Annotated in this window: 23 protein-coding genes; 17 read left to right on the top strand and 6 right to left on the bottom strand. The window is 57.3% G+C overall.

Annotation, left to right across the window (positions count from 1 at the left end; genetic code table 11):
- Positions 1-58: 58 nt before the first annotated feature.
- Both ACP15U_RS16480 and ACP15U_RS16475 read left to right on the top strand, forming a co-directional pair.
- Positions 59-1,015, top strand: coding sequence for a GlxA family transcriptional regulator (locus tag ACP15U_RS16480; RefSeq protein ID WP_425046249.1), 957 nt, complete (start codon positions 59-61; stop codon positions 1,013-1,015).
- 27 nt (positions 1,016-1,042) lie between these two features.
- On the top strand, positions 1,043-1,762 hold the full coding sequence (locus tag ACP15U_RS16475) for a type 1 glutamine amidotransferase (RefSeq protein ID WP_425046248.1): 720 nt from the start codon (positions 1,043-1,045) through the stop codon (positions 1,760-1,762).
- Between the two features lie 43 nt (positions 1,763-1,805).
- Here ACP15U_RS16475 and ACP15U_RS16470 read toward each other — a convergent pair whose 3' ends face one another.
- Positions 1,806-2,486, bottom strand: coding sequence for a FadR/GntR family transcriptional regulator (locus ACP15U_RS16470; RefSeq protein ID WP_425046247.1), 681 nt, complete (start codon positions 2,484-2,486; stop codon positions 1,806-1,808).
- A 168-nt stretch (positions 2,487-2,654) separates the two neighbouring features.
- Here ACP15U_RS16470 and ACP15U_RS16465 point away from each other — a divergent pair, with 168 nt between their 5' ends.
- From ACP15U_RS16465 to ACP15U_RS16420, 10 genes are all read left to right on the top strand, one after another.
- A complete protein-coding gene (locus ACP15U_RS16465; protein ID WP_425046246.1) occupies positions 2,655-3,998 on the top strand; it encodes an NAD(P)/FAD-dependent oxidoreductase in 1,344 nt (447 codons plus the stop codon).
- 70 nt (positions 3,999-4,068) lie between these two features.
- Entirely contained in the window at positions 4,069-5,538 is a 1,470-nt protein-coding gene (locus ACP15U_RS16460) for a glutamine synthetase family protein (protein WP_425046296.1), read from the top strand.
- A gap of 91 nt (positions 5,539-5,629) precedes the next feature.
- Complete coding sequence (locus ACP15U_RS16455; protein ID WP_425046245.1) at positions 5,630-6,565, top strand: glutamine amidotransferase; 936 nt, start codon at positions 5,630-5,632, stop codon at positions 6,563-6,565.
- Positions 6,553-7,422 carry a GXGXG motif-containing protein gene (locus ACP15U_RS16450; protein ID WP_425046244.1) on the top strand — a complete coding sequence of 290 codons (870 nt, stop codon included), beginning with the start codon at positions 6,553-6,555 and terminating at the stop codon, positions 7,420-7,422. Before ACP15U_RS16455 ends, ACP15U_RS16450 begins: the two co-directional genes overlap by 13 nt.
- A 76-nt stretch (positions 7,423-7,498) precedes the next feature.
- Entirely contained in the window at positions 7,499-8,863 is a 1,365-nt protein-coding gene (locus ACP15U_RS16445) for an FMN-binding glutamate synthase family protein (RefSeq protein ID WP_425046243.1), read from the top strand.
- A gap of 12 nt (positions 8,864-8,875) precedes the next feature.
- The gene (locus ACP15U_RS16440) at positions 8,876-9,289 is read left to right on the top strand and encodes a hypothetical protein (protein WP_425046242.1); all 414 of its coding nucleotides are present in this window, start codon (positions 8,876-8,878) and stop codon (positions 9,287-9,289) included.
- A gap of 4 nt (positions 9,290-9,293) precedes the next feature.
- Positions 9,294-10,145 (top strand): carbon-nitrogen hydrolase family protein, encoded by an 852-nt coding sequence (locus ACP15U_RS16435; protein WP_425046241.1) that lies wholly within the window; start codon positions 9,294-9,296, stop codon positions 10,143-10,145.
- Positions 10,142-10,726 (top strand): hypothetical protein, encoded by a 585-nt coding sequence (locus tag ACP15U_RS16430; RefSeq protein ID WP_425046240.1) that lies wholly within the window; start codon positions 10,142-10,144, stop codon positions 10,724-10,726. Before ACP15U_RS16435 ends, ACP15U_RS16430 begins: the two co-directional genes overlap by 4 nt.
- 1 nt (position 10,727) lies before the next feature.
- Positions 10,728-11,021, top strand: a complete 294-nt coding sequence (locus ACP15U_RS16425; protein ID WP_425046239.1) for a DUF1330 domain-containing protein — start codon at positions 10,728-10,730, stop codon at positions 11,019-11,021.
- Positions 11,018-12,352: an NAD(P)-binding domain-containing protein gene (locus ACP15U_RS16420; RefSeq protein ID WP_425046238.1), complete on the top strand. Its 1,335-nt coding sequence runs from the start codon at positions 11,018-11,020 to the stop codon at positions 12,350-12,352. The genes ACP15U_RS16425 and ACP15U_RS16420 overlap by 4 nt, the downstream gene beginning before the upstream one ends.
- Before the next feature lie 3 nt (positions 12,353-12,355).
- Here the strand turns inward: ACP15U_RS16420 and ACP15U_RS16415 are convergent, their stop codons facing one another.
- Positions 12,356-13,294: a LysR substrate-binding domain-containing protein gene (locus tag ACP15U_RS16415; RefSeq protein ID WP_425046237.1), complete on the bottom strand. Its 939-nt coding sequence runs from the start codon at positions 13,292-13,294 to the stop codon at positions 12,356-12,358.
- Positions 13,295-13,500: 206 nt separating this feature from the next.
- Between ACP15U_RS16415 and ACP15U_RS16410 the strand changes: the two genes are divergently transcribed.
- The 4 genes from ACP15U_RS16410 (at position 13,501) to ACP15U_RS16395 (ending at position 20,265) form a co-directional block, all read left to right on the top strand.
- On the top strand, positions 13,501-14,451 hold the full coding sequence (locus tag ACP15U_RS16410) for an ABC transporter substrate-binding protein (RefSeq protein WP_425046236.1): 951 nt from the start codon (positions 13,501-13,503) through the stop codon (positions 14,449-14,451).
- Positions 14,452-14,536: 85 nt separating this feature from the next.
- Complete coding sequence (locus ACP15U_RS16405) at positions 14,537-15,565, top strand: quaternary amine ABC transporter ATP-binding protein (RefSeq protein WP_425046235.1); 1,029 nt, start codon at positions 14,537-14,539, stop codon at positions 15,563-15,565.
- Positions 15,565-17,856: an ABC transporter permease gene (locus ACP15U_RS16400; RefSeq protein WP_425046234.1), complete on the top strand. Its 2,292-nt coding sequence runs from the start codon at positions 15,565-15,567 to the stop codon at positions 17,854-17,856. Before ACP15U_RS16405 ends, ACP15U_RS16400 begins: the two co-directional genes overlap by 1 nt.
- Positions 17,857-17,883: 27 nt before the next feature.
- Positions 17,884-20,265, top strand: coding sequence for a DUF1989 domain-containing protein (locus ACP15U_RS16395; protein WP_425046233.1), 2,382 nt, complete (start codon positions 17,884-17,886; stop codon positions 20,263-20,265).
- Here the strand turns inward: ACP15U_RS16395 and ACP15U_RS16390 are convergent.
- The 3 genes from ACP15U_RS16390 to ACP15U_RS16380 all read right to left on the bottom strand — a co-directional run bounded on the left by ACP15U_RS16390 (position 20,247) and on the right by ACP15U_RS16380 (position 23,109).
- Positions 20,247-21,452 carry a cytochrome P450 gene (locus ACP15U_RS16390; RefSeq protein ID WP_425046232.1) on the bottom strand — a complete coding sequence of 402 codons (1,206 nt, stop codon included), beginning with the start codon at positions 21,450-21,452 and terminating at the stop codon, positions 20,247-20,249. The genes ACP15U_RS16395 and ACP15U_RS16390 overlap by 19 nt on opposite strands.
- A gap of 76 nt (positions 21,453-21,528) precedes the next feature.
- Complete coding sequence (locus ACP15U_RS16385; RefSeq protein ID WP_425046231.1) at positions 21,529-21,699, bottom strand: hypothetical protein; 171 nt, start codon at positions 21,697-21,699, stop codon at positions 21,529-21,531.
- A 24-nt stretch (positions 21,700-21,723) separates the two neighbouring features.
- A complete protein-coding gene (locus ACP15U_RS16380; protein WP_425046230.1) occupies positions 21,724-23,109 on the bottom strand; it encodes an ammonium transporter in 1,386 nt (461 codons plus the stop codon).
- 359 nt (positions 23,110-23,468) lie between these two features.
- Between ACP15U_RS16380 and ACP15U_RS16375 the strand changes: the two genes are divergently transcribed.
- Positions 23,469-24,137, top strand: coding sequence for a class I SAM-dependent methyltransferase (locus tag ACP15U_RS16375; protein WP_425046229.1), 669 nt, complete (start codon positions 23,469-23,471; stop codon positions 24,135-24,137).
- Positions 24,138-24,230: 93 nt separating this feature from the next.
- Here the strand turns inward: ACP15U_RS16375 and ACP15U_RS16370 are convergent, their stop codons facing one another.
- Positions 24,231-26,153: a DUF3604 domain-containing protein gene (locus tag ACP15U_RS16370; RefSeq protein WP_425046228.1), complete on the bottom strand. Its 1,923-nt coding sequence runs from the start codon at positions 26,151-26,153 to the stop codon at positions 24,231-24,233.
- Between the last annotated feature and the right edge of the window lie 31 nt (positions 26,154-26,184).

The raw sequence follows: 26,184 nt of genomic DNA, 5'->3' as shown, positions 1-26,184 counted from the left end.
TAGGATTTCAACCTTTTGCACGCTTGACTTCCCGTTTTTGGACTGTAGCGTTCCAAAAATGGACAAAATTGGTTCAGTTGCAAACAGCTTTCGGATCGGAATTGTCCCAGTTCCCGGCTTTGCTCTACTGTCTTATTCATGCACGGTAGAGCCATTCCGGGCCGCGAATCTGTTGGGACGCGGCGACCTCTATAAGGTCAGCCACTTCTCTCACGCCGGTACTGTTCAAAGTTCGGGCGCCGCCGAAATCTCGAAGGATATGCAGATCGGAGAAGAGCCTGATCTGGATCTGCTTCTGGTCATTGCCGGCGGCGATCCGATGTCGTTGCGCGACCCCGCGCTGTTTCGATGGCTGGGCCGGATGGCCCGGCGAGGCGTAACACTGGGGGGTGTGTCAGGCGGTCCAGCCATATTGGCTCGGGCCGGGCTGATGCAGGACCGCCGTATGACCGTACACTGGGAACATGCACCTGCGTTGACTGAGGTGGATCCGAACCTGATGATAGAACGCCGACTCTATGTCATCGACCGGGATCGGGTGACCTGTGGCGGCGGCACTGCCCCACTGGACCTCGCCCATGCACTGATAACCAAGCATCACGGGGCGTTGTTTGCCCGTCTGGTCAGCGATTGGTTCTTGCATACCGACGTGCGGCCAGCAGCAGACCCGCAGCGCGGCGGGCTGGTGGAACGGGTGGGTACAACGGCCCCTCCTGTTCTCAACGCAGTTGCCGCGATGGAGGACCATATCGCGGACCCGCTTTCGCTGGATGAGCTGGCTGATCTGGCCGGCGTCACGCCACGACAGCTCAATCGCGTTTTTCGAGAGAAAACCGGTGAAAGCACCATGCGTTACTATCGCCAACTCAGGCTGGAAACCGGTCACAACCTGCTTCGAAATTCGTCTTTGTCACTAACCAACATCGCGTTCGCAACTGGCTTTGCCAGTTCATCGAACTTCACACGTGCCTTTGCGGATCTCTACGGTGCACCGCCGTCCCGCTTCCGCAGATAGGTATTTCAAACGTCGGGGAGACTAATAATGAAAATTCTGGTCCTGCAGCATGCCGAAGTCGAACATCCCGGTATTTTTCGGGAATTTCTTGTCGAAGACGGTCATGAATGGGATGCTGTCGAACTGGACAAGGGACAGACACTTCCGTCGCTTGATGGCTACGAGGCGCTGTGGGTTATGGGCGGGCCAATGGATGTCTGGCAGGAGGCAGATCACCCTTGGCTGGCAAACGAAAAAGCATTTATCCGCAAAGCAGTAGAGGAGCAGGGCCTGCCGTTTCTGGGTCTTTGCCTGGGACACCAGCTCTTGGCTGAAGCACTTGGCGGAACCGTTGCCCCGTCGCAGCAACCCGAGATCGGCGTCATGGATGTTCAACTGACAGAAGCCGGCGCGACGGGTGTGTTCTTTGACGGGCTGCCCGAAGTGTTCCCCTGCCTGCAGTGGCACTCGGCAGAAGTGACCCGAATGCCAGCCGGGGCCCAATGTCTTGCGACCTCACCTGCTTGCGCTGTTCAGGCGATGAAATGGGGCACGCGGGCCTACTCGGCACAGTTTCATGTCGAAGTCGAGCCGGACACGGTCGCGAATTGGGCTGAGATTGAAGAATACCGGGCCGCCCTTGTAAATCAGCTCGGCACCGATGGCGTTGCTACCATGGAGGCAGCTGTCGCCGAACAATTAAGTGAATTCAACACTATGGCGGAACGGATCTACATCAACTGGCTACAAACCGCCGCGCAAGCATAACGTCAGCAAGCTGCTGCTCGCCCGCCCTCTTTTGCATTGCCACTCAGGTTTCGGCCGCTCGCGTCAGAGATAGCCGGGCAGTCTCAAGATGTTCCTTCATCATGTTTGCTGCGCGCTCGGGCTCTCTTAACCGGATCGCATTCAGGATCTGGCGGTGCTGAGCGTTGTATTTCGCGATGATCGCCTCATCGAGCGTCAAGCGCCGCATACGCGTCCATTCATCCAGTGACCGCACCTGATTGATCTGGTCGATCACCCAGATCAGCAGGCTGTTTCCCGTTGTTGCGGCCAGCGCCTTGTGAAAATTTGTGTCCGCTTCCGCAAATGCCACCGCATCATTCGCGGCGCGGTCCATCTGATCGCAAAGCGCCTCCAGTCGATCGAAATCCTGACGACTTCCGTGCAAAACACACAGACGACAAATGTGAGGCTCTAGGGCGAATCGCGCATCGATGAGCTCCAGCGGATTGGCTGATTCTAGTGGCGCAATGTCAGATTGATCTTCGTTGTAAGTTATGTAAGTTCCGCTGCCCGGGCGCGTTTCAAGATAACCTTCGGCTTCCAACTGAGCCAAAGCATCCCGCAACGTATTGCGTGCAACTCCATACCCGTCTGCAAGATTGCGCGAGGCAGGCAGCTTGTCGTGTAACCTATAGACACCTTTAGATATTTCGCGCCTCAGCTGCGCCGCAATGTCGGCCGAACCCATTCTCTTGCCGCTCATAAAAACCTCCGACCCATTAATCCAAAACTAAACCAAAACAAATCCATTTTCAAGATCTCACCAAATTGGTTCAGAAATAGGTTGATTTTTGGATCTCGGACGGCATGCTTTTGCATGCGAACAGAAGTAGCCGGTCCAAAACTGGCTCACGACAGGGAGTAGAAACGAATGGCCTTCCCCAATCACGTCGATTTCCTGATCATCGGCGCAGGCATCCATGGCATATCGACAGCTTGGAAACTGGCGGAGCAGCTGAGCGCGCGCGGCGAAGAGGTCGAAGGACGTATCGCGATCCTCGACAAGACAGGTATCGCCGCCGGCGCCTCGGGCATTGCCTGCGGCGTGGTTCGAAACAACTACTTTCAACCTGCTATGCGTCGATTGATGGCTCATTCTGTGGACGTCTGGGAAAGTGATCCGGAAGGGCTTTCCTATCATCCTGTTGGCTACATGCAAATTAGCTGCGAGGCGATGCGCGACGACGTGGCGCAGATCTTTAGCGAACAGCGCGAAATTGGCTATGAAAGCGTGTTCATCGAAGGCGCCAACGCATCCGCAAAGTACATGCGAGGGATTTTCGACGACTGGCAGGCCCAAAACATTACCAGCGTGCTGCACGAAAAGCGTGGCGGTTTTTCGAACCAGACAAAAACCATGTATGCGCTGGCCGACAAGATCGAGAAATTGGGGGTCCGCATCCTCACAGGCGTGACCGTGCAGGAGCTGGTGAGCGAAAACGGATCGAAATCCATTCAGGCCGTTGAAACCGACAAGGGACGGATCACCTGCGAACGGCTGATCATCGGCGCCGGCCCTTGGGTCCGCGATTTCTGGGACATGCTGGGTCTGCCCTCGCACATCACGGTCAAGGATCTGGCTGGCGACGTTCACGAAGACGTCGATATGTGGCGTTACTGGCAGCTTGAGGAAGGCGTTCTGCTTCTTGACCCGGAAATGGGCAAGGCAGACGACGGTTCCCTGCCTCCGGTCATTCATGTGGATACGGACGCCCCTTTGATGTCCACCGTGGACGGCAGTCTTGTGACTGATGAGATGTGGGGCATCTACTATAAACCCGACTGGCATTTCGGCGGTATTCAGGGGGGCGCATCGCCCTACAAAGTCGATACGCCGTTCGACAAGGTGCAAATTGACCCTTATGGCCCGTCGAGCCCCGAATTCGTGGCCTCTGACGAGTTCGCGCATATGTGGGTCTCGGCGCTGGCACATTGCCAGAAGCGCTATGAGGGCACCATGCCCAAATATCATCGCGAAGCTTCAGGCGGCATCGGTTGCTTTACCGCCGACAGCTTCCCGATCTTCGATCATTTCCACGACAACGCGACAGTGATTGCCGACAGCAATCATGGCTGGAAGATGCTTGGCGTTGGACACCTGATTGCCGACGAGGTTCTTGGCGAGCCTCAAGAGCTACTGGAACCGTTCCGCTTTGACCGCTTTGCAAAAGGCGAGCTGCATCCGGTTTCCAACAGCCCCTATCCGTGGAGCTGACAACCGCACGCCGAGGACGGGAAAACCCGCCGGGCATCTGAACAACTTGGGAGGACTAAGCGTGGCCGAAATGGACCTTGAAAGATTTGTGGAAGCGCCAGGGCGAGACGAGAAAATCCGCGAAGTTCGCGCGATGATCGACGAACTGGGTATTGAGTATCTCTACCTTCAGTTTGTCTCTGTCACCGGCAAAATCATGGGTAAGGGCATTCCGGCCGACCACTGGGAAAGCGTCGCCAAGAAGGGGTTTCAGCTAGTTTACGGCGCCACGGTCAACCTGTTCACCGATCGGGCCGGCAACTATCTGGGGTACGGCCCCGAGGCTGCCGAGCTTGTCGGCATTCCGGAACCCGAGACATTCATGCAACTGCCCTGGGCCCCTCAGATCGGCCGCTTTTTCTGCACGTTGTTTAGAAACCGTGAAGAAAAGGTGGATCCCGGCGCATATCTGACTGCCGATTGCCGCGGCAACCTGCGTCGCATGCATGAGGCCTTTGAGAAAAAGCATGGCCGCAAGTTACGGATCGGCACCGAACCGGAAATGATGTGGCTAAAGTTCGACGAGAACGGCAAACCGCGCGACGGGTTCTCCAAGCCCTATTGCTATCACATCGACCAGTTCGAAAGCCTGCGCCCGGTATCTATGCAGGTGATCCGATATGCCCGCAAAATGGGCCTCGACATGATCCAGGGCGATCACGAGGATGCACCGGGCCAACTCGAACTGAACTGGATGTTTGACGATGTTCTGCGCAACGCAGACCGGCTGACCACCTACCGTCAGATCTGTGCTCAGGTGGCACGCGAGCATGGTATCTTTGCCTGCTTCATGACCAAGCCATTCATGGGTGTGTCGGCCTCGGGCTGTCACCACAACATGAGCCTCTGGCGTGGCGGCGAGGACGAATTTGTTCGCACCGGAAACGATCCGGACAACCTGCCCGGCATGGCCGAGAACTACATGTACGTAAAGGGCGGCGAGAACACCTTCATGCCCGACGACGACGACCCGCAAATGCCCGGCAAAGAAGGGCTCGAAGCCATCGGCGGCGTGGTCCATCACCTGCAGGCGCTGACCGCGGTGGGATGCTCGACCGTGAACTCCTATCGCCGACTCTGGGACACGGGTTTCTGGGCGCCGGTCTTTGCCGACTGGGGTTTCCAGAACCGCACCACCGGCCTTCGAGTGTCGGCCCCCGGCCGGTTCGAATACCGCTCGGTCGACTCAATGGTGAACCCATATCTGATGGGCACCACTCTGCTGGCGGCCATGGATGACGGCATCGACAACAGCCTCGATCCCGGCGAACCGGAAGAGCGCAACATCTACGAGGCGATCGAAGCCGGTAAGGAAGTCAAGAAACTTCCGATGTCGCTTGGCGAGGCGCTGGATCACCTGGCGGGCAGCGAAGTTGTCAAGCGCGGGATGCCCGGCGAGATGTATCGGTTGTTCGATGAGTACAAGCGCGACGAGTTCGCGCGGTTCATGTCGACCGTCACCGAGTGGGACAACGACACCTACATGGAATGCCTGCCCTAACAGGCAGCGTGGCGGACAATCCCCGCCCAGTCAGAGATGCGCCGGGCGGGGCCTGCCCCCGCCCCGGCCAAACCAGAGGAGACATACCGCAATGTGCGGAATTGCAGGACTGATCCACAAGGGCAAGAGCAGCAATGTTGGCGGTGAAATGACTGCCATGCTGCAGGCGCTCAAGCATCGCGGGCCGGACAGCACCGGTTACGCGGTTTACGGCGAAGGTTCCGAAGGCGACTATATCATGCGTCTGAAGGTGGCGGAGGCCGAAGACATGAATTCGGGCAGCCGCATCCACGGCATCATCGAAGACCGTGTCGCGACCGTCGAAGGCATTCTGGCCGAGCACGGGGCTCAGGTGAAGGCCAAGCTGGCCCCGACTGAATACTCGCTGCGCTATGTCATCAGCCATGACGGCGACACCGCCAAGATGGCCAACCATATCGAGGAAACCGAGGGCGTCGAGATTCTCTCGATGGGCAATGGTCTGGAGCTGATCAAGGATCTGGGCGACGCCTCGGATGTGGCCGGTCTATATGGGCTGGATGATTTCACCGGCACCCATGGGATCGGCCACACCAGAATGGCCACGGAATCTGATGTCGATATCCGGTCTGCCCACCCCTATTGGGCGTTTCCTTACAACGATATCTCGGTGGTGCATAACGGCCAGATCACGAACTACTGGATCATGCGCCGCGAGATGGAGCGCAAGGGCCACCGCTTCATGTCGAATTGCGACAGCGAGCTTCTGGCTGTCTACACCGCACACAATCTGGCCAACGGCGTAAGCCTCGAGGAAAGCCTGCGCCGCTCGATCAGCGAAATCGACGGTGTGTTCACCTATTTGGTCGCCACCAAAGATCAACTGGGTATGGCCAAGGACACGATGGCGGCCAAACCATTGGTTCTCTACGAAAGCGACGACCTGATCGCGATGGCCTCGGAAGAGGTGGCGATCCGGGCGATCCTCCCCGAAGAGATCGACACTTACGACCCGTATGATGAGGAGGTCCGCGTATGGCAGGCGTGAGCGATGCCGAACTCAAGGCCATGACCCAGGAAGACCGGGTCAAGGCACTTGGCATGACAACCGAACAGTTGACCGGCAAGACGATGTATATCGAATTTGACCCGGACGCGACAGAACGGTTCGAGTATCCATGGGCCCCGTCGGTTGATTTCAACAAGCGTACCGAGATCAACTGCGATGACATGACCACAACCGAGGTCAACAGCCGCGTGCGCGAGCTGATGGACGAAGGTTACGGGACCATCGTTTTGCAGAACCCACGTGGTATGCATTCTCTGGGCGTGGGTATTCTCAGCAAGTTGAACCTGATCATCGACGGATCGACGGGGTACTTCTCGACCGGTCTGATCGACGGGCCGAACGTGCGTATCACCGGGCGTGTTGGCTGGTCCTGCGGCGAAAACATGATGGCCGGGACCGTGGTGGTCGAAAAAAACGCAGGCTCCACCTTCGGAGCAGCCATTCGCGGCGGCGATCTTGTGTGCCGCGGCTCGGTCGGCTCGCGCACCGGTATCGACATGAAAGGGGGCACAATCCTCGTCGGTGGTGATACCGGGGCGCTCTCGGGCTTCATGATGCAACGCGGCCGGATGGTGGTCTGCGGCAATGCCGGCAAGAACCTCGGAGACTCGATGTATGACGGGACAATTTTTGTCGGCGGTGAAATCCAGTCTCTGGGTGTTGATGCTGTCGAGGCGGAACTGACCGATCTCGACAAGGCTTGGCTGACCCGCAAACTCACCCAATACGGTCTGATGCCCGACAATGGCGTCGACCATTTCACCAAGATCGTCGCCGGCAAGCAGCTGTGGAACTACGACAATCTCGAGCCAAACGAAAAGAAACTGATCCTGTGACCTCGGGGAAACCCCTCATGCCACACCTCTCTGCGGCATGAGGGCCACCCGACACTGGATTGAAAAGGAATAGAAAATGCCTGACGGAAGCCCGACTAAAAAACCCGCGCTGCCCCGGGATGTGAACCGGATCGGCGACAGCTTCATCTTTCCACCCCAAGTCATGGATGACATCCACATCAAGTCCGAACTCGGACGCTACCGGATGCGGGGTTTTTCACTGTTCAAGAAGATTCCTCACTGGGATGATCTGACCTTCCTTCCCGGAACGCTGACCCGTTTCGTGATCGAAGGCTATCGCGAAAAATGCGAGACCAAGACGGTGATTGGCCCGCGAGCCGGTAGACCTTTGGAACTCGACATTCCAGTCTACATCACAGGAATGAGCTTTGGCGCTCTGTCATACGAGGCAAAAACGGCGCTGGCACGCGGAGCAACCATGGCCGGAACCGCCACATGCTCCGGCGAAGGCGGAATGATCCCGGATGAACGCCGGTATTCATCCAAGTGGTTCTATCAGTGCATTCAATCCCGTTATGGCTTTAACCCGAACCATCTTGTTCTGGCGGATGGGTGCGAGTTCTTTATCGGTCAGGGCTGCAAGGTTGGCCTCGGCGGTCACCTGATGGGCCAGAAGGTTACCGACCAGGTTGCCGAGATGCGCTCGCTGCCTGCCGGTATCGACCAGCGCTCCCCTGCCCGTCACCCCGACTGGCTGGGCCCGGATGACCTCGCACTCAAAATCCTCGAGATCCGCGAAGCGACCGGCGGTATGATTCCGATCCAGCTGAAGCTTGGCGCGTCGCGTGTCTATGACGATGTTCGGATGGCGGTAAAGTGCAACCCCGACTCGATCTACATCGACGGCATGGAAGGTGGAACGGGCGCTGGCCCGCATCTGGCAACCGAAGACACAGGCGTGCCCGGCATCGCCGCGATCCGTCAGGCCCGCAAGGCCATTGACGATTTGGGCAAGCGCGGCGAGATCACCCTGATCTATGCCGGCGGTATCCGCAACGGTGCCGACGTGGCCAAGGCCATCGCGCTGGGTGCAGACGCCATTGCAATCGGCCATTCGGCGATGATGGCGCTGAACTGTAACAAGGATATCCCCGAGGCCAACTATCCCGAGGAAATCGGGGCCGAGCCGGGCTACTGTTACCACTGCCACACAGGCCGCTGCCCGGTTGGTGTGGCGACGCAGGACCCGGTTCTGCGGCAGCGCCTTGATCCGGATGAGGCGGCGGAACGTGTCTACAACTTCCTGCATACGCTTACGATCGAAGCGCAGCTGTTTGCCCGCGCCTGCGGCAAGACACACTTGCATTCGCTGGAACCGGAAGATCTGGCCGCACTGACGATGGAAGCCAGTGCAATGGCAGGCGTTCCCCTCGCCGGCACCAACCATACGGTTGGCGTCGAAGACTATCACCACCTGTAAGGAGGACTGCACATGGCTGGAACACAGTATCGCGGGTCCGAAATCAAGGACGTCGACCAGTTTCTCAGAGACTCCGACGGGCTCGAATCCGAGCGAGAAAAGGAAATCGGCCAGCATATCGGTTATCGGTATGACGTGAATCTGGTGCCGGACTACGGCCGGCTCACCCCCTTTCTTAAAAAGTATATGGAAGTCATGGGATGGGACGACCTGAACTGGCTGGAAGACATCCATATGGGTTACGAAGAAGGTATGCCCGCCGTGTTTGACCGTAACATCAACGGTTGGGTGCGCATTCCCGACACGATTGACCTTCCGGACAACCAGCAGGACCGTGACATGATTGCGCGTGAACTCCTGCTGAAATTCCAGATGTCCGACCGGCATCCGCTGGTCTCGCTCAGGAAAGCCTACATGAAGTTCTGAAACGATGCCCCGCCCGCTTGACATCGCATGCCTACAAACCCGTCCGATGCCCTGTTTCGCTTCGGCTTTGGACGAGGTGATCCCCTTGGCGGAGGCTGCAGTTCAGGCGGGCGCGGACATGCTTTTCCTGCCTGAGTATTGCGGCGGGTTGAAATCGGACGGTCACAAGCTGAGACCACCCGCAGCGCCCGAAGAGGAACATCCGTTTCTGCAGGAAATATGTGAGTTCGCGCAGGCTCGCAAAATCTGGATCAATGTCGGATCAATTGCCGTCACCGGCCCCGATGGGCGTATCCTGAACCGTGGGCTGATGATCGACGATCAGGGGCGCATTCGTGGTCGCTACGACAAAATCCACCTTTTCGATGTAGCGCTGTCCGACTACGAAGTATATCGCGAGAGCGAGACAGTGGCGCCGGGCAATGCTGCTGTCGTTCACGATACGCCGTTTGCAGCGATCGGTCACACGATTTGCTACGACCTGAGATTTCCACAGTTGTTTCGGGATCTTGCCTGTGCCGGTGCGCAGATCATTACCTGCCCTGCGGCTTTCACCAAACGAACAGGTGAAGCACACTGGCACATCCTTAACCGTGCCCGCGCCATCGAAAACACCTGCTTTGTCGTTTCCTCCTGCGCGATCGGCCCGATCCCGGGCGGCGGCGAGAGTTATGGTCATTCCCTTGTGGTCAACCCTTGGGGCGAAGTGCTTGCCGACGGCGGCCATCTGCCAGGCGTTGTTAAAGCCCGGATCGACCTTGAACAGGTCACCAGAACTTCGGCCCGAATTCCCAGCCTCACCCACGGGCGATCATTTCACAGTGCAACCAAAAAAACGGACAGGAGCGTCGCATGAACGCTGTCGCAGCCAGCCTCGGTCAGAGTTATTCGGATCACCCACTCCGGCTTACTTTCCTAAAGTGGCAATGCCGGGTGCGCCAGATGGCAATGCGGGATGCAAGCGGAAGGCCCGACGACGCAATCACCCCTGCCGTGATCCCGTCAGGAGAAACCGAACCCGCAGGCCACATCATAACGGTTCTCAACAAGGCGCCCGGCTATTCGTTGACACCGGAACTTGAACATATGTCGGCCAGCACCAACGATCCGGCACAGCGCCGCGACAAGGCTATTCAGTTCCTGTCGTCGAGCTATTACCAGAAAGCGTCAGAATTCTCCGACCTTTTGACAGCCACCTTCCCCCCTGGATCGCCCGGGGCGGAAAAGCTCAAGGAGGCGGGTCGTGTAACCCTCGTGTTCGAAGCCTACTCCCAACGGTTTGAGCTCGACTGCAAAGTCTGGAGACTTTCTGCTCATAACCCGCTGAACCGCGCAACAATGGCGCACAACCGGTTGTTCAACCCGGACTTGCCGGGCGACAGTGTTGTTCTGGGATTTGAACCGGCTTGGGCCAAATCGAAATCGGGAACGCAGTGACATGGCCTTCGGTTACGTCATTGCTCAGATAAACGTGACCGATGCGGTGACATACCCCGATTATGTGAAAATGGTTCAGCCGATCGTCAAAAAGTTCGGTGGCGAGTTTCTTGTTCGTGGTGGGAAATCCGAGAGCTATGAAGGCACACCACCCGGAGACCGCACCGTAGTGATCCGGTTTCCAAACTATCAGCGGGCTCTGGATTGGTACCATTCGGATGACTATGCGCCTACCCGCGCGATGCGCATGTCCGCTTCGACCAGTGTTCAGACAATTGTGGAGGGAATTGAATGACCAAACGTATTTGCATTATCGGGGCCGGGCCTTCGGGGCTCGCCCAGCTTCGGGCCTTCCAATCCGCGGCGGACAAGGGTGCCGACGTGCCCGAGATCGTCTGCTATGAAAAACAACCGGATTGGGGCGGGCTCTGGCGCTATACATGGCGCACCGGTGTCGACGAACATGGCAACCCGTGCCACGGCTCGATGTATCGCTACCTGTGGTCAAACGGCCCAAAGGAGGGGCTGGAGTTTGCCGACTATACTTTTGATGAACATTTCGGAAAACCCATCGCGAGCTACCCTCCGCGCGCGGTGCTCTTTGACTATATCGAGGGCCGGGTGAAAAAAGCCGGGGTGCGCGACAAGATCCAGTTCAACACCATTGCCCGCGACGTTCGCGCCGTACCCGGCGGCTTCGAGGTAACCGCCCGCAACGAAGAAACCGACAGCGAAACATGCGAGAACTTTGATCATGTCATCGTCGCCTCGGGCCATTTCTCGGTGCCAAATGTCCCCCACTACCCGGGGTTCGAGAGCTTCAATGGCCGCATCCTGCATGCCCATGATTTCCGGGATGCCCGTGAGTTCACCGGAAAAGACATCCTCATTCTCGGCACCTCTTATTCGGCCGAGGACATCGGCTCGCAATGCTGGAAATACGGCTGCAATTCGGTGACCGTGTCGCACCGCACCGCTCCGATGGGCTTTGACTGGCCGGACAACTGGCAGGAAGTGCCCAAGCTCGATCGGGTGGAAGGCCGGACCGCGCATTTCATCGACGGAACCTCGAAAGAGGCGGATGCGATCATCTTGTGCACGGGATACAAGCACCATTTCCCATTCCTGCCCGATGATCTGCGTCTCAAGACTGCAAACCGTCTGGCGGCAAACGATCTCTACAAGGGCGTGGTTTACACCGGCAATCCGGACCTGTTCTATCTCGGCATGCAGGATCAGTGGTTCACATTCAACATGTTCGACGCTCAGGCCTGGTGGGTCCGCGACGCGATCATGGGTAAGATCGCCTTGCCAGACGCCGCCACGATGCAGGCCGACTGGCAAAGGCGGCAGGCAGACGAAGACGCCCTGCCCGACGATTATGCCTGCATTGCCTATCAAGGCGCCTATACTCAAGAGCTAATCGACGAAACCGACTATCCGAGCTTTGACATCGAAGCGGCCAATCAGGCGTTCTATGAATGGAAGAAGCATAAAAAGAAGGGCATCATGACATTCCGCGATCACGGCTATGTCAGCCCGATGACCGGCACCAAGGCACCGCCGCATCACACGGTTTGGAAAGACGCACTGGACGATAGCCTCGAAAGCTATCTTCAGACGTGACCCTCATTCGGCGCGTGGGGGTGTGAACCGCCTGCGCGCCTCGCTGGTCCGGATCAGCCAATCCTCGACAATTTCCTGCTCGGCAAATGTCTTCTTATGGCGGTTCCTAAGCAGGAAATACCCGCTTTCGGTACGCGCATAACTCTCCTGGACCGGGCGCACCAGCTCTCCGCTTTCGAGCAGATGATCGACAAGATGCCCCCACCCCAAAGCAACACCCAACCCGTCCACCGCTGCCTGTATCAACAACGGATAGGTGTTGAAAAACGCCGATCGCTCGGGCGTCACATCCTCTATTCCCTGATGTCCCAGCCATGTCCGCCAGTCCATCCATTCAGTGTGGCTGCTCGATACCTCGATCAGGTCCATTTCCGGAAGATTCCGAAGTTTTGAACATCCCGGATTTCGCTTCAGATAGCCCGGCGAACAGACCGGAAAGACCGTTTCACCGAACAAGAGCTGAGCATCAAATCCAGGCCAGTCCCCATCGCCGCGCAGGATTGATAGATCCATCTCGTCGCTCAGGCATTCTTCATCACTATCGCTGGCCATCAGCATAATCTTGACCCGCGTGTTGCTCCGCTGGAAGGTTCGCAATCGTGGCATCAGCCAGAGCGCGGCCACCGAATTCGTGGCGGCAAGAGTTACAGCGTTGTTCTTGTGCCGGGCAAATATCCCCTCTGATGCATTTCGCAGAATATCAAGAGATTGGTTCACCGAATTCAGCAGAGCAACGCCATGCGATGTGAGCGTTATCGACCGATGCCCGCGTACGAACAACGGCAGATCATAGTGCTGTTCAAGCAACCGAACTTTTCGGCTGATCGCAGTTTCAGAAATATTCAGCTGCTCGGAAGCACGCGCAAAACTGCCCAATTGGGCCGCTGCCTCGAATGCGAGCAGGTAGTCAAGCGGTGGCAAGAGCTTCCGCTTCTTCAACATTGGTGCGCTTCCTCTCCGCGCTGCCTTAAACTTGATTCGGCAACATTCTGATTTAACCATGAATTTCGGCATTTGGCTCTAAAAGATGCAGCCTGAGGCCATCAAATTTCTGTTCTGAGCGCACCGCGGAATTTGGCAAACTAATTGCGGGCGGGATCACCAGAATCCCGTTTTGGCGCAAGCCGCCAAACAGACAGGGAGCCACCATGAAACTGAAAACCACTCTACTTGCAGGTGCCATCACCTTGGCATCAGGAACGGCGTCGCTGGCCGCTGACAGCAGCGATCCGATTGTCATCCCGATTCACAACTGGTCCAGCCAGATCGTAATGAGTCACGTCGTCGGCCAAATCTTTGAATCTATGGGAAATAGCGTCGAGTTCGTGACCACCGACAGCCAAGCCGTCTATGAATCGGTTCGTCTTGGCGATGTGACCCTGGAACTTGAAGTCTGGGAAGGTGCATTCGGCGCATCCTTCCGCGCCGCCTTGGAAAAGGGCGGACTGCATGATGCAGGCGACCACGACGCGGTCACCCGTGAAGACTGGTGGTATCCGATGTGGACAAAGGATGCCTGCCCCGGACTTCCGGACTGGAAAGCACTTAACGAATGCGCACATCTCTTCGCGACGGCTGAAACCGGAGACAAGGGTCGTTACCTTGACGGTCCGGTGGACTGGCTCAAGCACGGCAAGGAACGGGTCGAAGCGCTCGACATGAACTTTACCGTTATCAACGCCGGATCGGCCGCAGCCCTCTGGGCCGAGATTGGCTCTGCCGAGAAGGACAAGCGCCCGGTTGTTGTCTTCAACTGGACACCGAACTTTGCCGAGGCCGTGTGGCCAGGTGAATTCGTCGAGTTTCCCGAATGGGTCGATGGCTGCGACAAGGATCCGGCAGTCGGGCCAAACCCGAACGCGCTGTATGACTGCGGCAACCCGGCCCAGGGTTACCTGAAGAAAGCCGCTTGGGACGGCATGCCCGACAAATGGCCGGGTGCTTATGACGTTCTGAAGAAGATTTCCTTCACCAACCCGCAAATCGCGGAAATGGCCAAGTTCGTCGACACTGACGAGATGGAGCCGGAAGAAGCCGCAGAGCGCTGGCTGGAGGAAAATGAAAGCGTCTGGAAAGTCTGGGTCGACGGCGGCACCTGATCTCTGTTTCCACAGACTGCAACGACGCCGATGCCACCCCCACCTCTCCGGTTGGGTGGCATCATCCATCAAGGGGAGTACCGTTTTGAATAGTCAGCCACCCGTCATTTCCTGCCGCAATGTCTGGAAGCTCTTCGGTGCCAATCCCGAACGCTATCTGGCGTCGATGGACGGCGAAAAAAGCTATGACGAGATACGGGCTGACGGCTACATCGCCGGGGTCAAGAATGTCTCGATCGAGGTCGCCCGCGGCGAGATGCTGGTGATAATGGGCCTCTCGGGGTCAGGAAAATCCACGCTGGTACGCTGCTTTTCCCGCCTTCATGAGATCACCGGCGGCACGATTGAAGTCGAAGGCCAGGATATCATGGCCTTGTCCGAAAGCGAATTGATCGACCTTCGCCGAAACAAGATGGGCATGGTTTTTCAGTCCTTTGGATTGTTGCCGCATCGAACCGTACTTGAAAACATCGCCTTTCCGCTGGAAATGCGCGGGCAGGATCGGCACGAACGACGCGACCGCGCACTGGAAGTTATCAAACTTGTGGGCTTGGAAGGGCGCGAGGAGTATTTCCCGCGCGAATTGTCCGGCGGCCAGCAGCAGCGCGTGGGCATTGCACGTTCGCTGGCCATCGAACCAGACATCTGGTTTCTGGACGAGCCCTTTTCTGCGCTCGATCCGCTCATCCGTCGCGAGATGCAGGACGAGTTTTTGCGCCTTCAAGCGATGCTGGGCAAGACGATTGTGTTCATCACCCATGACTTCGACGAAGCGCTGCGTCTGGCGGATCGCATCGCAATCATGAAGAACGGAGCGGTCGAACAATGCGACACGCCCGACAAAATCGTAATGAATCCAGCGACCGAGTATGTCGCCAAATTCACCGAAGAGATCGACAAGGCCCGCGTCGTGCATGCCGGCGTTCTGGCTCGGCCCATCAACGACCATGTACCCGCGGGTGATCCTGTATCTGCCGGCGCAACGATCCATGATCTTGCGCGAAGGCTGGTATCTGACAGTTCCGATGAGCTTGCCGTCGCTGACGAAGTTGGCGCGATTGTCGGAATTCTGGACCGAAAGGCCGCGCTCGATGTGCTGATGGGCGAAAGGTAATGGCCTCTGTGACGGACGATAGCGCCATCCGGGAAACCCGCAGCGGAGGCGGACACGTAACAGTATTGCGAGCGATCCTCGGAACTGCAGTGCTGCTAGTTGTGCTCAAGATCCTGGGGGTGCTTCCGGCGTGGTTGAACCGTGTTCCGGAAGCGATGATCCCGCCATATGCGCAGTGGATGGATGCCTTTTTCGAGTTCATCAAGGGCGATATGGAGTCAGGCCGGCCCGGCATCATCTATGTTACCCGATGGTTTGCCGAAGGCCCGCTGGAGTTCCTGTTGAACTCCACGGCCAACCTGCTGGAAGGCAAACGCAGATGGCCTAACCTGGGGCCGATTTCCTGGTCCGCGATTGCAGCTGTGGGAACCGTGATCGGATACTATCTGGGCGGCTGGCGATTGGCTGCGCTCGCAGGTGGGACGTTCATCTGGACCGCACTCATCGGCCAGTGGAAGCTGGCCATGCAAACCCTTTCCGTGATCAGTGTTGCAGCGCCCCTGGCCTTCATTTTTGGCCTGACACTCGGCATAATCGCTTGGAAATACAATTGGTTCGACAAGGCCATGCGGCCCGTGCTGTCGGTGCTGCAAACACTACCGTTCTTTACCTATCTCTTGCCGGCCGTGATTTTCTTCAAGGTGGGGCCAACAGCCGGCGCAGTCGCAACAATCGTCTACGCCATGCCGCCTATGATCCTGATGACAACGCTAGGATTGCAAAAGGTCAGCCCCGAAGTTGTCGAAGCCGGCAAGATGTCGGGCTGTTCGCGCTGGCAGATGCTGCGGCATGTTTACCTGCCCGCTGCGCGCACTGAAATCCTTGTTGGCGTCAATCAGGTCATCATGCTGTGCCTTGCGATGGTGGTTCTTACCGCCTTTATCGGGATGCCGGGCCTGGGCGCAAAACTGCTGGCCATGATGAATTCGTTCAAGCTGGGGCGGAGCTTCGAAATCGGTGTAACCATCGTGCTGTTGGCGGTGACGCTGGACCGTTTGTCCAAGGCCTGGGTGGTCAAGCAGCCGGAACATTTCGAAAAGGGAACACCCTGGTGGAAGCGAAACTTCTACCTGGTTCTCGGCTGCGCGTTGTTTGTGGGCTTTCTCTGCCTGTCCTACTTTGCCAACCGAGTGCCGAACTACACATTGACCGAGGGCGCCAATCAGGGGAACCTGCTGCAATACCTGTTTAGCGTTATCGGAGAAGTGCACCGGACACAGGATCTGTCGCAGGGCAAACAGGTCGATGCCGCGATCAAGCATTTCCTAGATATCGACGGCGTACAGGCAACCACCGAATGGTTGCGATGGTTTCTCAACGTCAAGGTCCTGATCCCGTTCCGCAACGCGCTTCTGTGGATCCCGACACCGGCCTTTATCCTTGTTATTGTTGGGTTTGCCTATTGGATGGCAGGACGGCGTGAAGCGATCATTGCCGGGCTGTTCTTTTCCATCGTTGCGTCAACGGGATGGTGGGACCGGTCGGTAATCACGCTTTATACGGTGGTCTCGGCAGTTGTGCTGGCCACGCTCATTGGACTGCCTCTGGCAATCTGGACAGCACGCGGTGCCGCGCAGCCACTAACATGGAGAAACGGACCAAAAGATTTCCTGATCGGGTTCGTCGCGCTCATCTTCAAGCGAATTCCGATCATTCTGGGTGCAATGCTGGTCGCTGGTTTCTACCATTTCTTTTCCGCGACCGAGACTTCGGCCGCGTTTCTTTCGCCGGCCTCTCCCTCGCTCTACATCTTTGCCGCCACGTTCTTCGTGCTTTGGCTGGCAGTCCGCGATTGGCCTCGTGACAAGGTCATGCTTACCATCGTGGACACCGCGCAAACCTTTCCGTCATTCATCTATCTGATCCCTGCAATCATGCTGTTTGGCGTGAACGACGTGGCCGTTGTCTTCTCGATCCTGATTTTCACATTGGTACCGCTGACCCGCTACACCGTCGAAGGGCTGCGCGAAGTCCCCCCCGAGATGACCGAAGCTGCGGACATGTCCGGTGCCTCGCGGATGCAGAAACTGAAATCGGTGCAGCTACCGCTTGCACTTCCGACCATGGCGGTCGGTTTCAATCAGGCAATCATGTTCGCCTTTTTCATGGTCATCATTGCTGCCTTCATCGGAACCCAGGATCTGGGTCAGGAATTGCAACGCACACTTGCCGGCACGGATCTGGGCAAGAATTTCGTACTGGGGATCTGCGTTTCGCTCATGGCTCTGACATTTGACATGGTGATCAACAAATGGGCCCGCGATCGCAAATCCGCCCTGGGGCTTGAGTGACATGCCCTCGTATCCGGAGACAGCATCATGAACGTCCAGCCGCTTTTCGAGGTGCCGTTCGAACGCCACGGGATAACAACACCCGGCCTGCCTATCCTGCCGCATGGCACAGAACGGCACCCTGTCCCCGGTGGCGGTAGTCGTTCTGTCAGGATCGACAAGGGGGATGAAATCCTCGTGCTCAACCCAGATGGCCTGCAACGGGGCGAGATGGTGTTTTTTACTCCGGACGGAAAGTCGGACGCCGGCATGTTGGGCGCGCAAGGCCACGGTCGCCCCGAGGGTGTGATCGACACGCTTGCCCTCGGCGCCCCATCCGGGCGGAAGGTGCTCAAGGCGCTCAGCGCTGCCGGGTTCCGGATTGGCGACGGAGACGCAATCATGTTGTTCCCGGAGACCGCCAGACCGGGAGACATGGAAACCTACGTCGCCCATTCCGATGGCCTGCTGATCCTCGCCGCACCCGGTGGGCCTATGGATCCCGCAAAGCATGATGCGCCTTCGGATCTGATCCTGTATGTTCGGCGAAATATCCCCGGCACGGCAAAGGGGGAGATTGGCCCTCCGGACCCGCTGGCCGATCCTCTGCAGGATTTTAACATCCTGCCGGGCAATGCCACGTCCTACGAGGTAAAGAAGGGTGAATTCATCCAGATCGTCGACGTAAAGGGCCGGGAATGTTCGGACTTTCAGGCCTTTTCTCTGCGCGCGCTCGACCGAGGCTTGGAACGCGAGATTGATCCCACCACGACGCGCAGCCTCATGGGCAGCCTATACCCTTCCCCCGGCATCTTTTCGAAATACTGGTCTGTCGATCAGGAACCGCTGGTGGAAATTGTTCAGGACACCTGCGGGCGCCACGATACGTTCGGGCTGGCTTGCACGGCGCGCTATTACGAGGATCTTGGATATCCCGGTCACATAAACTGCTCGGACAACATGAACACGGATCTGGCCAAGTTCGGCATCCGGCCGCGAGGCGGTTGGCCAGCCATCAACTTCTTTTTTAACACCATGCTGGACGAAACCAACGCGATCGGCATGGATGACCCGTGGTCGCGCCCGGGCGACTTCGTCCTGCTCAGGGCGCTCAGCGATCTGGTTTGCGTTAGCACCGCCTGCCCCTGTGACGTGGACCCGGCCAATGGGTGGAACCCGACGGACATTCAGGTCCGCACCTACAGACCGACCGAAGAATTCAGCCGCTCTGTCGGCTATCGCAAATCAGCGGAGGCCGATGTGGAAGAAACCAAGAAAACCGCGTTTCACGACTGTTTTGCCCGGCATACACAGGATTTCGTCGAATACAACGGCTACTGGTTGCCAAACACCTTCCCCAACATCGGCACGATTGCGGAGTATTGGGCCGTTCGTGAAAAAGCGGCGATCATGGATCTCAGCCCACTGCGCAAATACGAAGTCACCGGCCCCGACGCAGAGGAACTGATGCAGCTCTGCGTGACCCGCAACATGAAAAAGCTGAGCGTGGGCCAGGTGGTTTATACCGCCATGTGCTACGAACATGGCGGCATGATTGACGATGGCACCGTCTACCGCCTTGGTGATACCAATTTCCGCTGGATCGGCGGCAATGACACCTCCGGTTTGTGGCTCAAGGAACAGGCCCAGAAACGCGGGCTGAATGCATGGGTGCGCAATTCAACGGATCAGTTGCACAACATCGCCGTGCAGGGGCGGCATTCGCGTAACATCATGACAAAGGTGTTCTGGACGCCGCCGACCCAGCCTGCGATCCAAGAGCTGCCGTGGTTCCGACTGGCAATTGCACGGATCGGTGACGTGACCGGTACATCCGTGGTGATCTCCCGGACCGGCTATTCCGGTGAGCTTGGATACGAAATATTTTGTCACCCGAAGGACGCAACCGAAGTGTTCGATGCGGTCTGGGAAGCCGGACAGGATTATGGGTTAACCCCATTGGGACTGGCGGCGCTGGACCTGATGCGGATCGAGGCCGGTCTGATCTTTGCCGGGTCCGAATTCGACGACAGCACCGACCCATGGGAGGCCGGGATCGGCTTTACCGTTCCTCTCAAATCCAAGACCGACGACTTCATTGGCCGCGCGGCACTGGAAGAACGCAAGGCTCATCCCCACCGCAGGCTGGTCGGCTTCGAGATCGAGGGCGGAACGGTTCCCAGCCCCGGAGACTGCGTTCGCATCGGCAAAGCACAGGTGGGCGAGATCACTTCGGCGATGAAGTCCCCCTACCTCGGCAAGGTTATTGCCCTCGGGCGGGTCGCTGTCACCCATGCGGCCCCCGGCACAGAGATCGAAATCGGTCAGCTGGACGGCCAGCAGAAACGACTACGTGCCCAAGTGACGACCTTTCCGCACTTCGATCCAACCAAGGGACGGGTCAAGGGCGACTACTCAGGCGCCAGCTGATCCCATTCGACACTCAATGGTAGCCGGACAGGGCTGGTGTTGCCGCTGTCCGGCAGGAATTCCGGGCTTCCCGACCAGCTGAAATGCTGCCAGCGCCTCAGCATGACTGTCAAGGCTGCCGCCATGTCAGTCCGCGCCACAAACTGGCCGAGGCAATGATGTGCGCCACCACCAAAGCCGAAATGAACCCTGCGCCGCCTGCCAATGTCAAATTGCCGTTCACCCTGTCCCGCTTCGGGATCAAATGCCGTGGCATGAACAAGGATGTGCAGGGTTTCTCCCTTGCGAATGTTAACGCCACCAAAGGAAAAATTCTGTATGGCTTCTCGGGTGCTCCAGGTGGTCGTGGGACGCGTGCGGATGACTTCTTCTATGGCCTGATGCACGAGCTCAGGATGATTTCGCAGCTTTTGCCACTGACCGGGATGCTCAACAAAAAGTGCGATCGCAAAACCGAGTTGCGCCCTTGTGGTATCGACCCCGCCAAATATGGATATGACGATCAAATCCAACAGCGTCCGAAGATCCTCGCCCCCGTCCCTGTCAAAACCCGCAACAAGCCGCGCGATATAGCTTGAGCGATCCTGTCCCGCCCTCACCTGATCAACCAGATGACCGGCAAGCGCGTACAAGCGATCAAAGGCCCGATTGATCTTGGCCTCATGTGCGCTGGCACCGATCCCCATCGCGAGCCCCAAAGTGCTGGCATCCCGCGCCATCGCGGCGGCCTGTCCGGCATCCATTCCCAACAAATGGGCGATGGCCAGCCCGGCAAATGGTTCGCTGAACCGTGCCATGAACTCAAACTCGGAAGTGTCTGAAAGACCGTCCAAAAGGGATCTGGCTATCTTTTGGAATTCTGGTGCCAGATCTGCGACGAAGTCATCGGACAATGCGGCTCGCCCCAAGAGCTTGAGCTTTCGATGTCGGTCACCTTCTTGCGAGATGATACTGCGTCGCCAAAACTCGGCGAAACCGCCTGCCAAACCCACTGTTTCGGGCCAGGCGTGGCTGCCTTGTCGCAAACGCCGGTCGCGTAGCAACTGACCTGCCTCTTTATAGCGAAGAACGGCCAGTCCATAATTGGTACGGGCGCACCAATTCAGTTTCTGGACGCGGTGAATTTCGCCGCCCCGGGTCGAGAAATCGGGTGCGCTAAAATCGAGTTGTGGCAGATCTTGGTCCATCAACAACTTTTCCTCATGGGAGGAAAATCAATCGGGCCGCTCCGGGCGGCCCGATACATTCTTTTGATTCTAAGTCTTAGTGATACTCGGAATAGAGACTGTGCTCTTTCCTGTTTCCGGCCCAAAGCGCCCAGACACACGCGACAATTGACACCCACGTAAAGATAGAAGGCATGGATGACCCTGCCCCCATATACATGGCACCGGTCACGACATCCCATGTCGGTTCGCTAAATGGAAATCCCATGATTTGTTCCTTTCCTTGTCACGATTAGATGGCGGGAGGCGCTGAGATCGGGATGCCCTCGGGATAGGCGGACGAAGCCACCTTGACCGGATCCAACCCATGTTCTTCGGCATTTGCGGGTACACGCAACAGGCCCAGCACCTTCAGGATGAAGGAGCAGACATAGCCCGGGACGAAGCCCAACAGGAAGAAGACCACCGCCCCGACGATCTGCCCCATCAGCGAAATAGTCGGCGCTTCGCCTGCAGCACCCTGTAGCGAGGGGTAACCCGCTGCAAAAACGCCAAGTGCGATCAGGCCATACAAGCCAATGGTGCCATGCACTGTCACGGCCCCTACTGCATCATCGATGCCCATGCGTTCCAACATGTTGGCAGCAGGTGCCAGCAACAGCCCGGCCCCCATGGCAATCAGGAACGTCAGGCCCGGCCAATAGATATCGAGCCCGGACGCCACCGAGATGATCCCGGCAAGCATTCCTGACATCATCCAGAACGGATCGCGCGTCAGGATCCAGGCGCCGATGGTACCGCCAGCCATACCCATCAGGATGTTGAAGGCCAGGGACGACAGCGTGATCGGTGTCCCGTAGATCGTGGCCAGCTTGTCTCCGAACCAGGACCATCCCTCGCCTGGTATGATGACGCACGCCATGAGGAAACCCCAGAAACCCGCGATAATCAGCATCAGCCCCACACAGGTAAGCGGCATGTTGTGACCGGCAATATGGTTCGATGTCCCGTCACTGTTGAACTTGCCGATGCGCGGCCCGAGATTGATCAGAACGCCAAGTGCAAAGAACCCGGCAACGGCATGTACAAGGCCAGCAGCCCCAAAGTCATGCAGGCCCCAATTCTGGACCAGCCATCCGTCCGCGTGCCATCCCCAGGCCGCAGCTACAACCCAGGCAAAGGAACCAAGGACGATGGCAAGCAGAACGAAACCTACGGTCTGGATCCGCTCGATCACGGCACCCGACATGATCGACGCCGTGGTGGCAGCAAACATGGCAAAAGCCCCCCAGAACACACCTGACGCGTTGTCGGCGATGTTCGGCCCCATGTACTCCACCCATGGCAGGGCGATGGAATTTGCATACTCCACCCCGGAAATTCCGTTGGGTCCGGGTGCGCCCGGCAGTCCTGTCGGGAAACCCCAATAGACCCACCAGCCAAAATACCAGAATGTCGGTAGCATAAAGGCGAAAGCCAGAATGTTCTTAACCCCTGATGAAAGCACGTTTTTTGTACGCGAAGCCCCCATCTCGTAGGCCAGAAAGCCTGCGTGGATTAGTATCATCAAGGGGATCGTCAGATAGTAGTAAGCCTCGGCAAAGATCCTGTTGGTTACCGAGGCAGCGGTTTTCAGCTCCTCGAGCTGCGTCGTTAGCGCGGCCAGTTGCTCTTCCACTATTCCTCCTTAGCTTGCTGCACAAGCTTTTTGGTTCAGTTTTGGTCTGGCTCAGGTATAGTAGGATAATCCAGTTACAATCCAAAACGAAATCTTGCACCGGACAGTCATCTATTGAAATTCGTCAGATCAAGGATGTCCCGGCCCCGAAAGAAACCTGCACCGGTTAGATCGGCCAGCCTTGCCCCTACGACACATGGGGCGAAGACGAATTGCCCACCGGTGCCAATTGGGCACAGCTGAAACCTACCGCGTCAAACGAACCCAATTATGTTTGGGCAGAGATAGGCATTGGTGCAGGTTTTGAGCAAAGACCCACAACGACCATTGAGCATCAGAACCCAGTGATGGAGATCCAGATGAATGAACGTCGGCTTGCCAGGCTACTGGGCAACGCACCCTACAAGTTGAGCGTCTACCATGTGCTACGCGAACGCTCGATCATCGACTCTGCCGAGTATGCACAGGAAAATCTTGGAACGGCGATGATCTTCGAGACAGGCAAATCGCTCTGGAACTATGCTGCAGCCTCGGCAAATCTCGAAAACGGGTTGTTTCTTGAGTTTGGTGTTTTCAAAGGCAAGTCTATCAATCACTTCTCCAAGCTGTTCCCTGATCAAGAGCTGCACGGTTTCGACAGTTTCGAAGGGCTGGCGGAAGATTGGACGGGGTATCATCTGCCCAAAGGCGCATTTGATTTGGGTGGGCAAATGCCGAAAGTCAGTGAGAACGTGACCCTTCACAAAGGTTGGTTCGACAAGACTCTCCCACCGTTCCTCAAGAAGCACAGCGGTGACATTCGCCTTTGCCATGTTGATTGCGACACGTACGAAAGCGCGTTGTTCGTTCTTCAGAACATTGCGCCAAGACTGGTTTCCGGAAGCGTCGTGGTTTTCGATGAGTATTACGGATATCCGAACTGGAAAAACGGCGAGTATAAAGCCTGGCAGGAAGTCTGCAAGAAACACAAGATCACCTACAAATACATCGCCTTCTCAAATATGCAGGTCGCGGTCGAGATCCTGTAGATCGCCAAATAGCCGCAAATTGATAATGCCCGCCCCGTATCCGGAGCGGGCAATGTGATTGATCGAAAGCCGGAGCAACTCCGAATGGTCGGATCACCCCTGGGGCGTATACCAGATCGGAGAGGAATATGCGCGTTCCTGATGGATGAGTTGCGCTTCCGACGGAAGCTCAATCCCAAAGCGGACCTTGTCATAAACCACCCAGCGCGGGGTCGGGATTTCCAGAACACGAACATAGTAGAACGCCCGTTCAGCCGGGTCGAAATCCGGGTCGGTCCAAACCGCTGTCAGCTCTGAGGACCCGATCGTGTTCGACCAGCTGGCAGTTTCGAGATCGACCGTGTTTCCTACCTCGGGCACCTTGCCATTGGCATCCTGTTCGCGACCGTCCGACCATGCAACGTCGTAAACCTTCTCCTCCAGCAGACCGTCGGCTGTCATCCAGCCCTTCACGATCTGCATCCGATCCAGATTTGCGCCTATCGGGTCCCGCAGGGCGAACAACAGGAATGAGGGTGCCGCCTCCCCTTCGCGCGGGCGCATATCCCCGCCCATAGGGACACCCTTTTCATAGCCGGCAACCGCAGGCGACCGGGTGCGGAGGTCGTCATCGGTAAAGTTCCAGCCGCCAAAGAAGCGCAAACCGATGCGCGGTCCGGTGGTTGCATAAGTCTCGCGCCGTTTGAACGCGTCAAAGATCGCTGCACGAGTGTTTTCCGTTGCCCACACCGCGGTGTACCCCGATGCGACCAGCTTATGTCCGTCGATCTTGCCGAGCTTGCTTTCAATGAACGGATGCTCAATGCGTGTCGGCGATGGCTCTACACTGACGGACTTCGAAAAGAAGTTTTCTTCCTCCGCCGTGGTAAGGCCTGTATGGCTGTCGGTCGCCCCGCCGAGCCCGAACTTGTAAGGGTTCACGCCCAGCTTTGCCTCAAGCGCCAGCCCTTGTTTCAGAGCCTCGCGGGCATACTCCCCTGCCAGCATTTCGTCGGTCTTGAGTTCAGTCAGATCGAGATTGCCCACGTCCCAATTTTCGTAATCCGCGAACTCGTCGTTCGGACTCAACTTTGGATGGGCTTCGCCATCGCCCTTGATTTGGGTGATCTCGTAATGCGGCTCCCATTTCGCACGCAGGGTCACGTAATTCTCGTCAACCTGTCCGCCGTGGTAGGTTCCTTCGGTGGGAAACATCCAGCCGTTGGACATGTTGCCGTTATGCGAGAATGCGACGGCACGTCCCCCGGTTTTTTCCTGATAGTCCTCAAGCCACTTGTACAGCGTCAGCGGGTTGGTGTCCCCCAATGGCGGCTGGGTTACTGGCGGAACAACTTGCAAGGCCCGCATTGGGCCGTCGCGCAAAACGACATTTCTATGAAGATTGAACCCCTTTGGAACTGACGTCCACTCAAAGCCGATAAAGGCCGTAAAGGTGCCGGGATCATTGTGGCGTTCGGCGGCAAGAACGATTTCTTCCCAGACATAGGAAAACGCGTCCGCGCCCGGGCTATATGCATCCACGATCGCAGGCGGAAGCGTCATTTGCGCAAAATTCGTGATCAGGTCAAAGGCCGATTTTCCTGCGGCTTCACCACCGGCCGTGTATCCCTCATACCATTCCCGACCCTTCGGATCCGCGAGGATTTCCGGCTTACCTGCCTGAAGATCCGGGGCAAACCCCATGAGGTCGGTATGGTCAGTCAGAACCATCCAGTCGAGCGGTCGGCTCAGTTTCACCGGCTGACCTGTCGAAGAGGTGATCTGCTCACCCTTGGCAAATCGCCACGCGTCATCCGGCCGAAGGATATTGCCGAATGCTCCTGCATCCAGAGACAACCCGGTGTGCAGATGCGTTTCTCCCCAAAGAGGGCGCTCCGGGAACGTCCGGTTCGCATAGGGCGAAAACGGTTTATCCTTGAACGTGCCCTCGGCCGCTGCGGCACTGGGCGCGCCGTCAGCCGCGGCGAATTGAGCGGAAGCCAGAAGTATTGTTGTCGACAAGAGCAGGCGAAGCATCGAAACCTCCCAGAGCGATGAGCAGGAATTT

The organism is Primorskyibacter sp. S87 (genome assembly GCF_049801055.1).
Classification (GTDB): domain Bacteria; phylum Pseudomonadota; class Alphaproteobacteria; order Rhodobacterales; family Rhodobacteraceae; genus JBNAGF01.
This window is presented reverse-complemented; position numbering and strand designations above follow the sequence as displayed.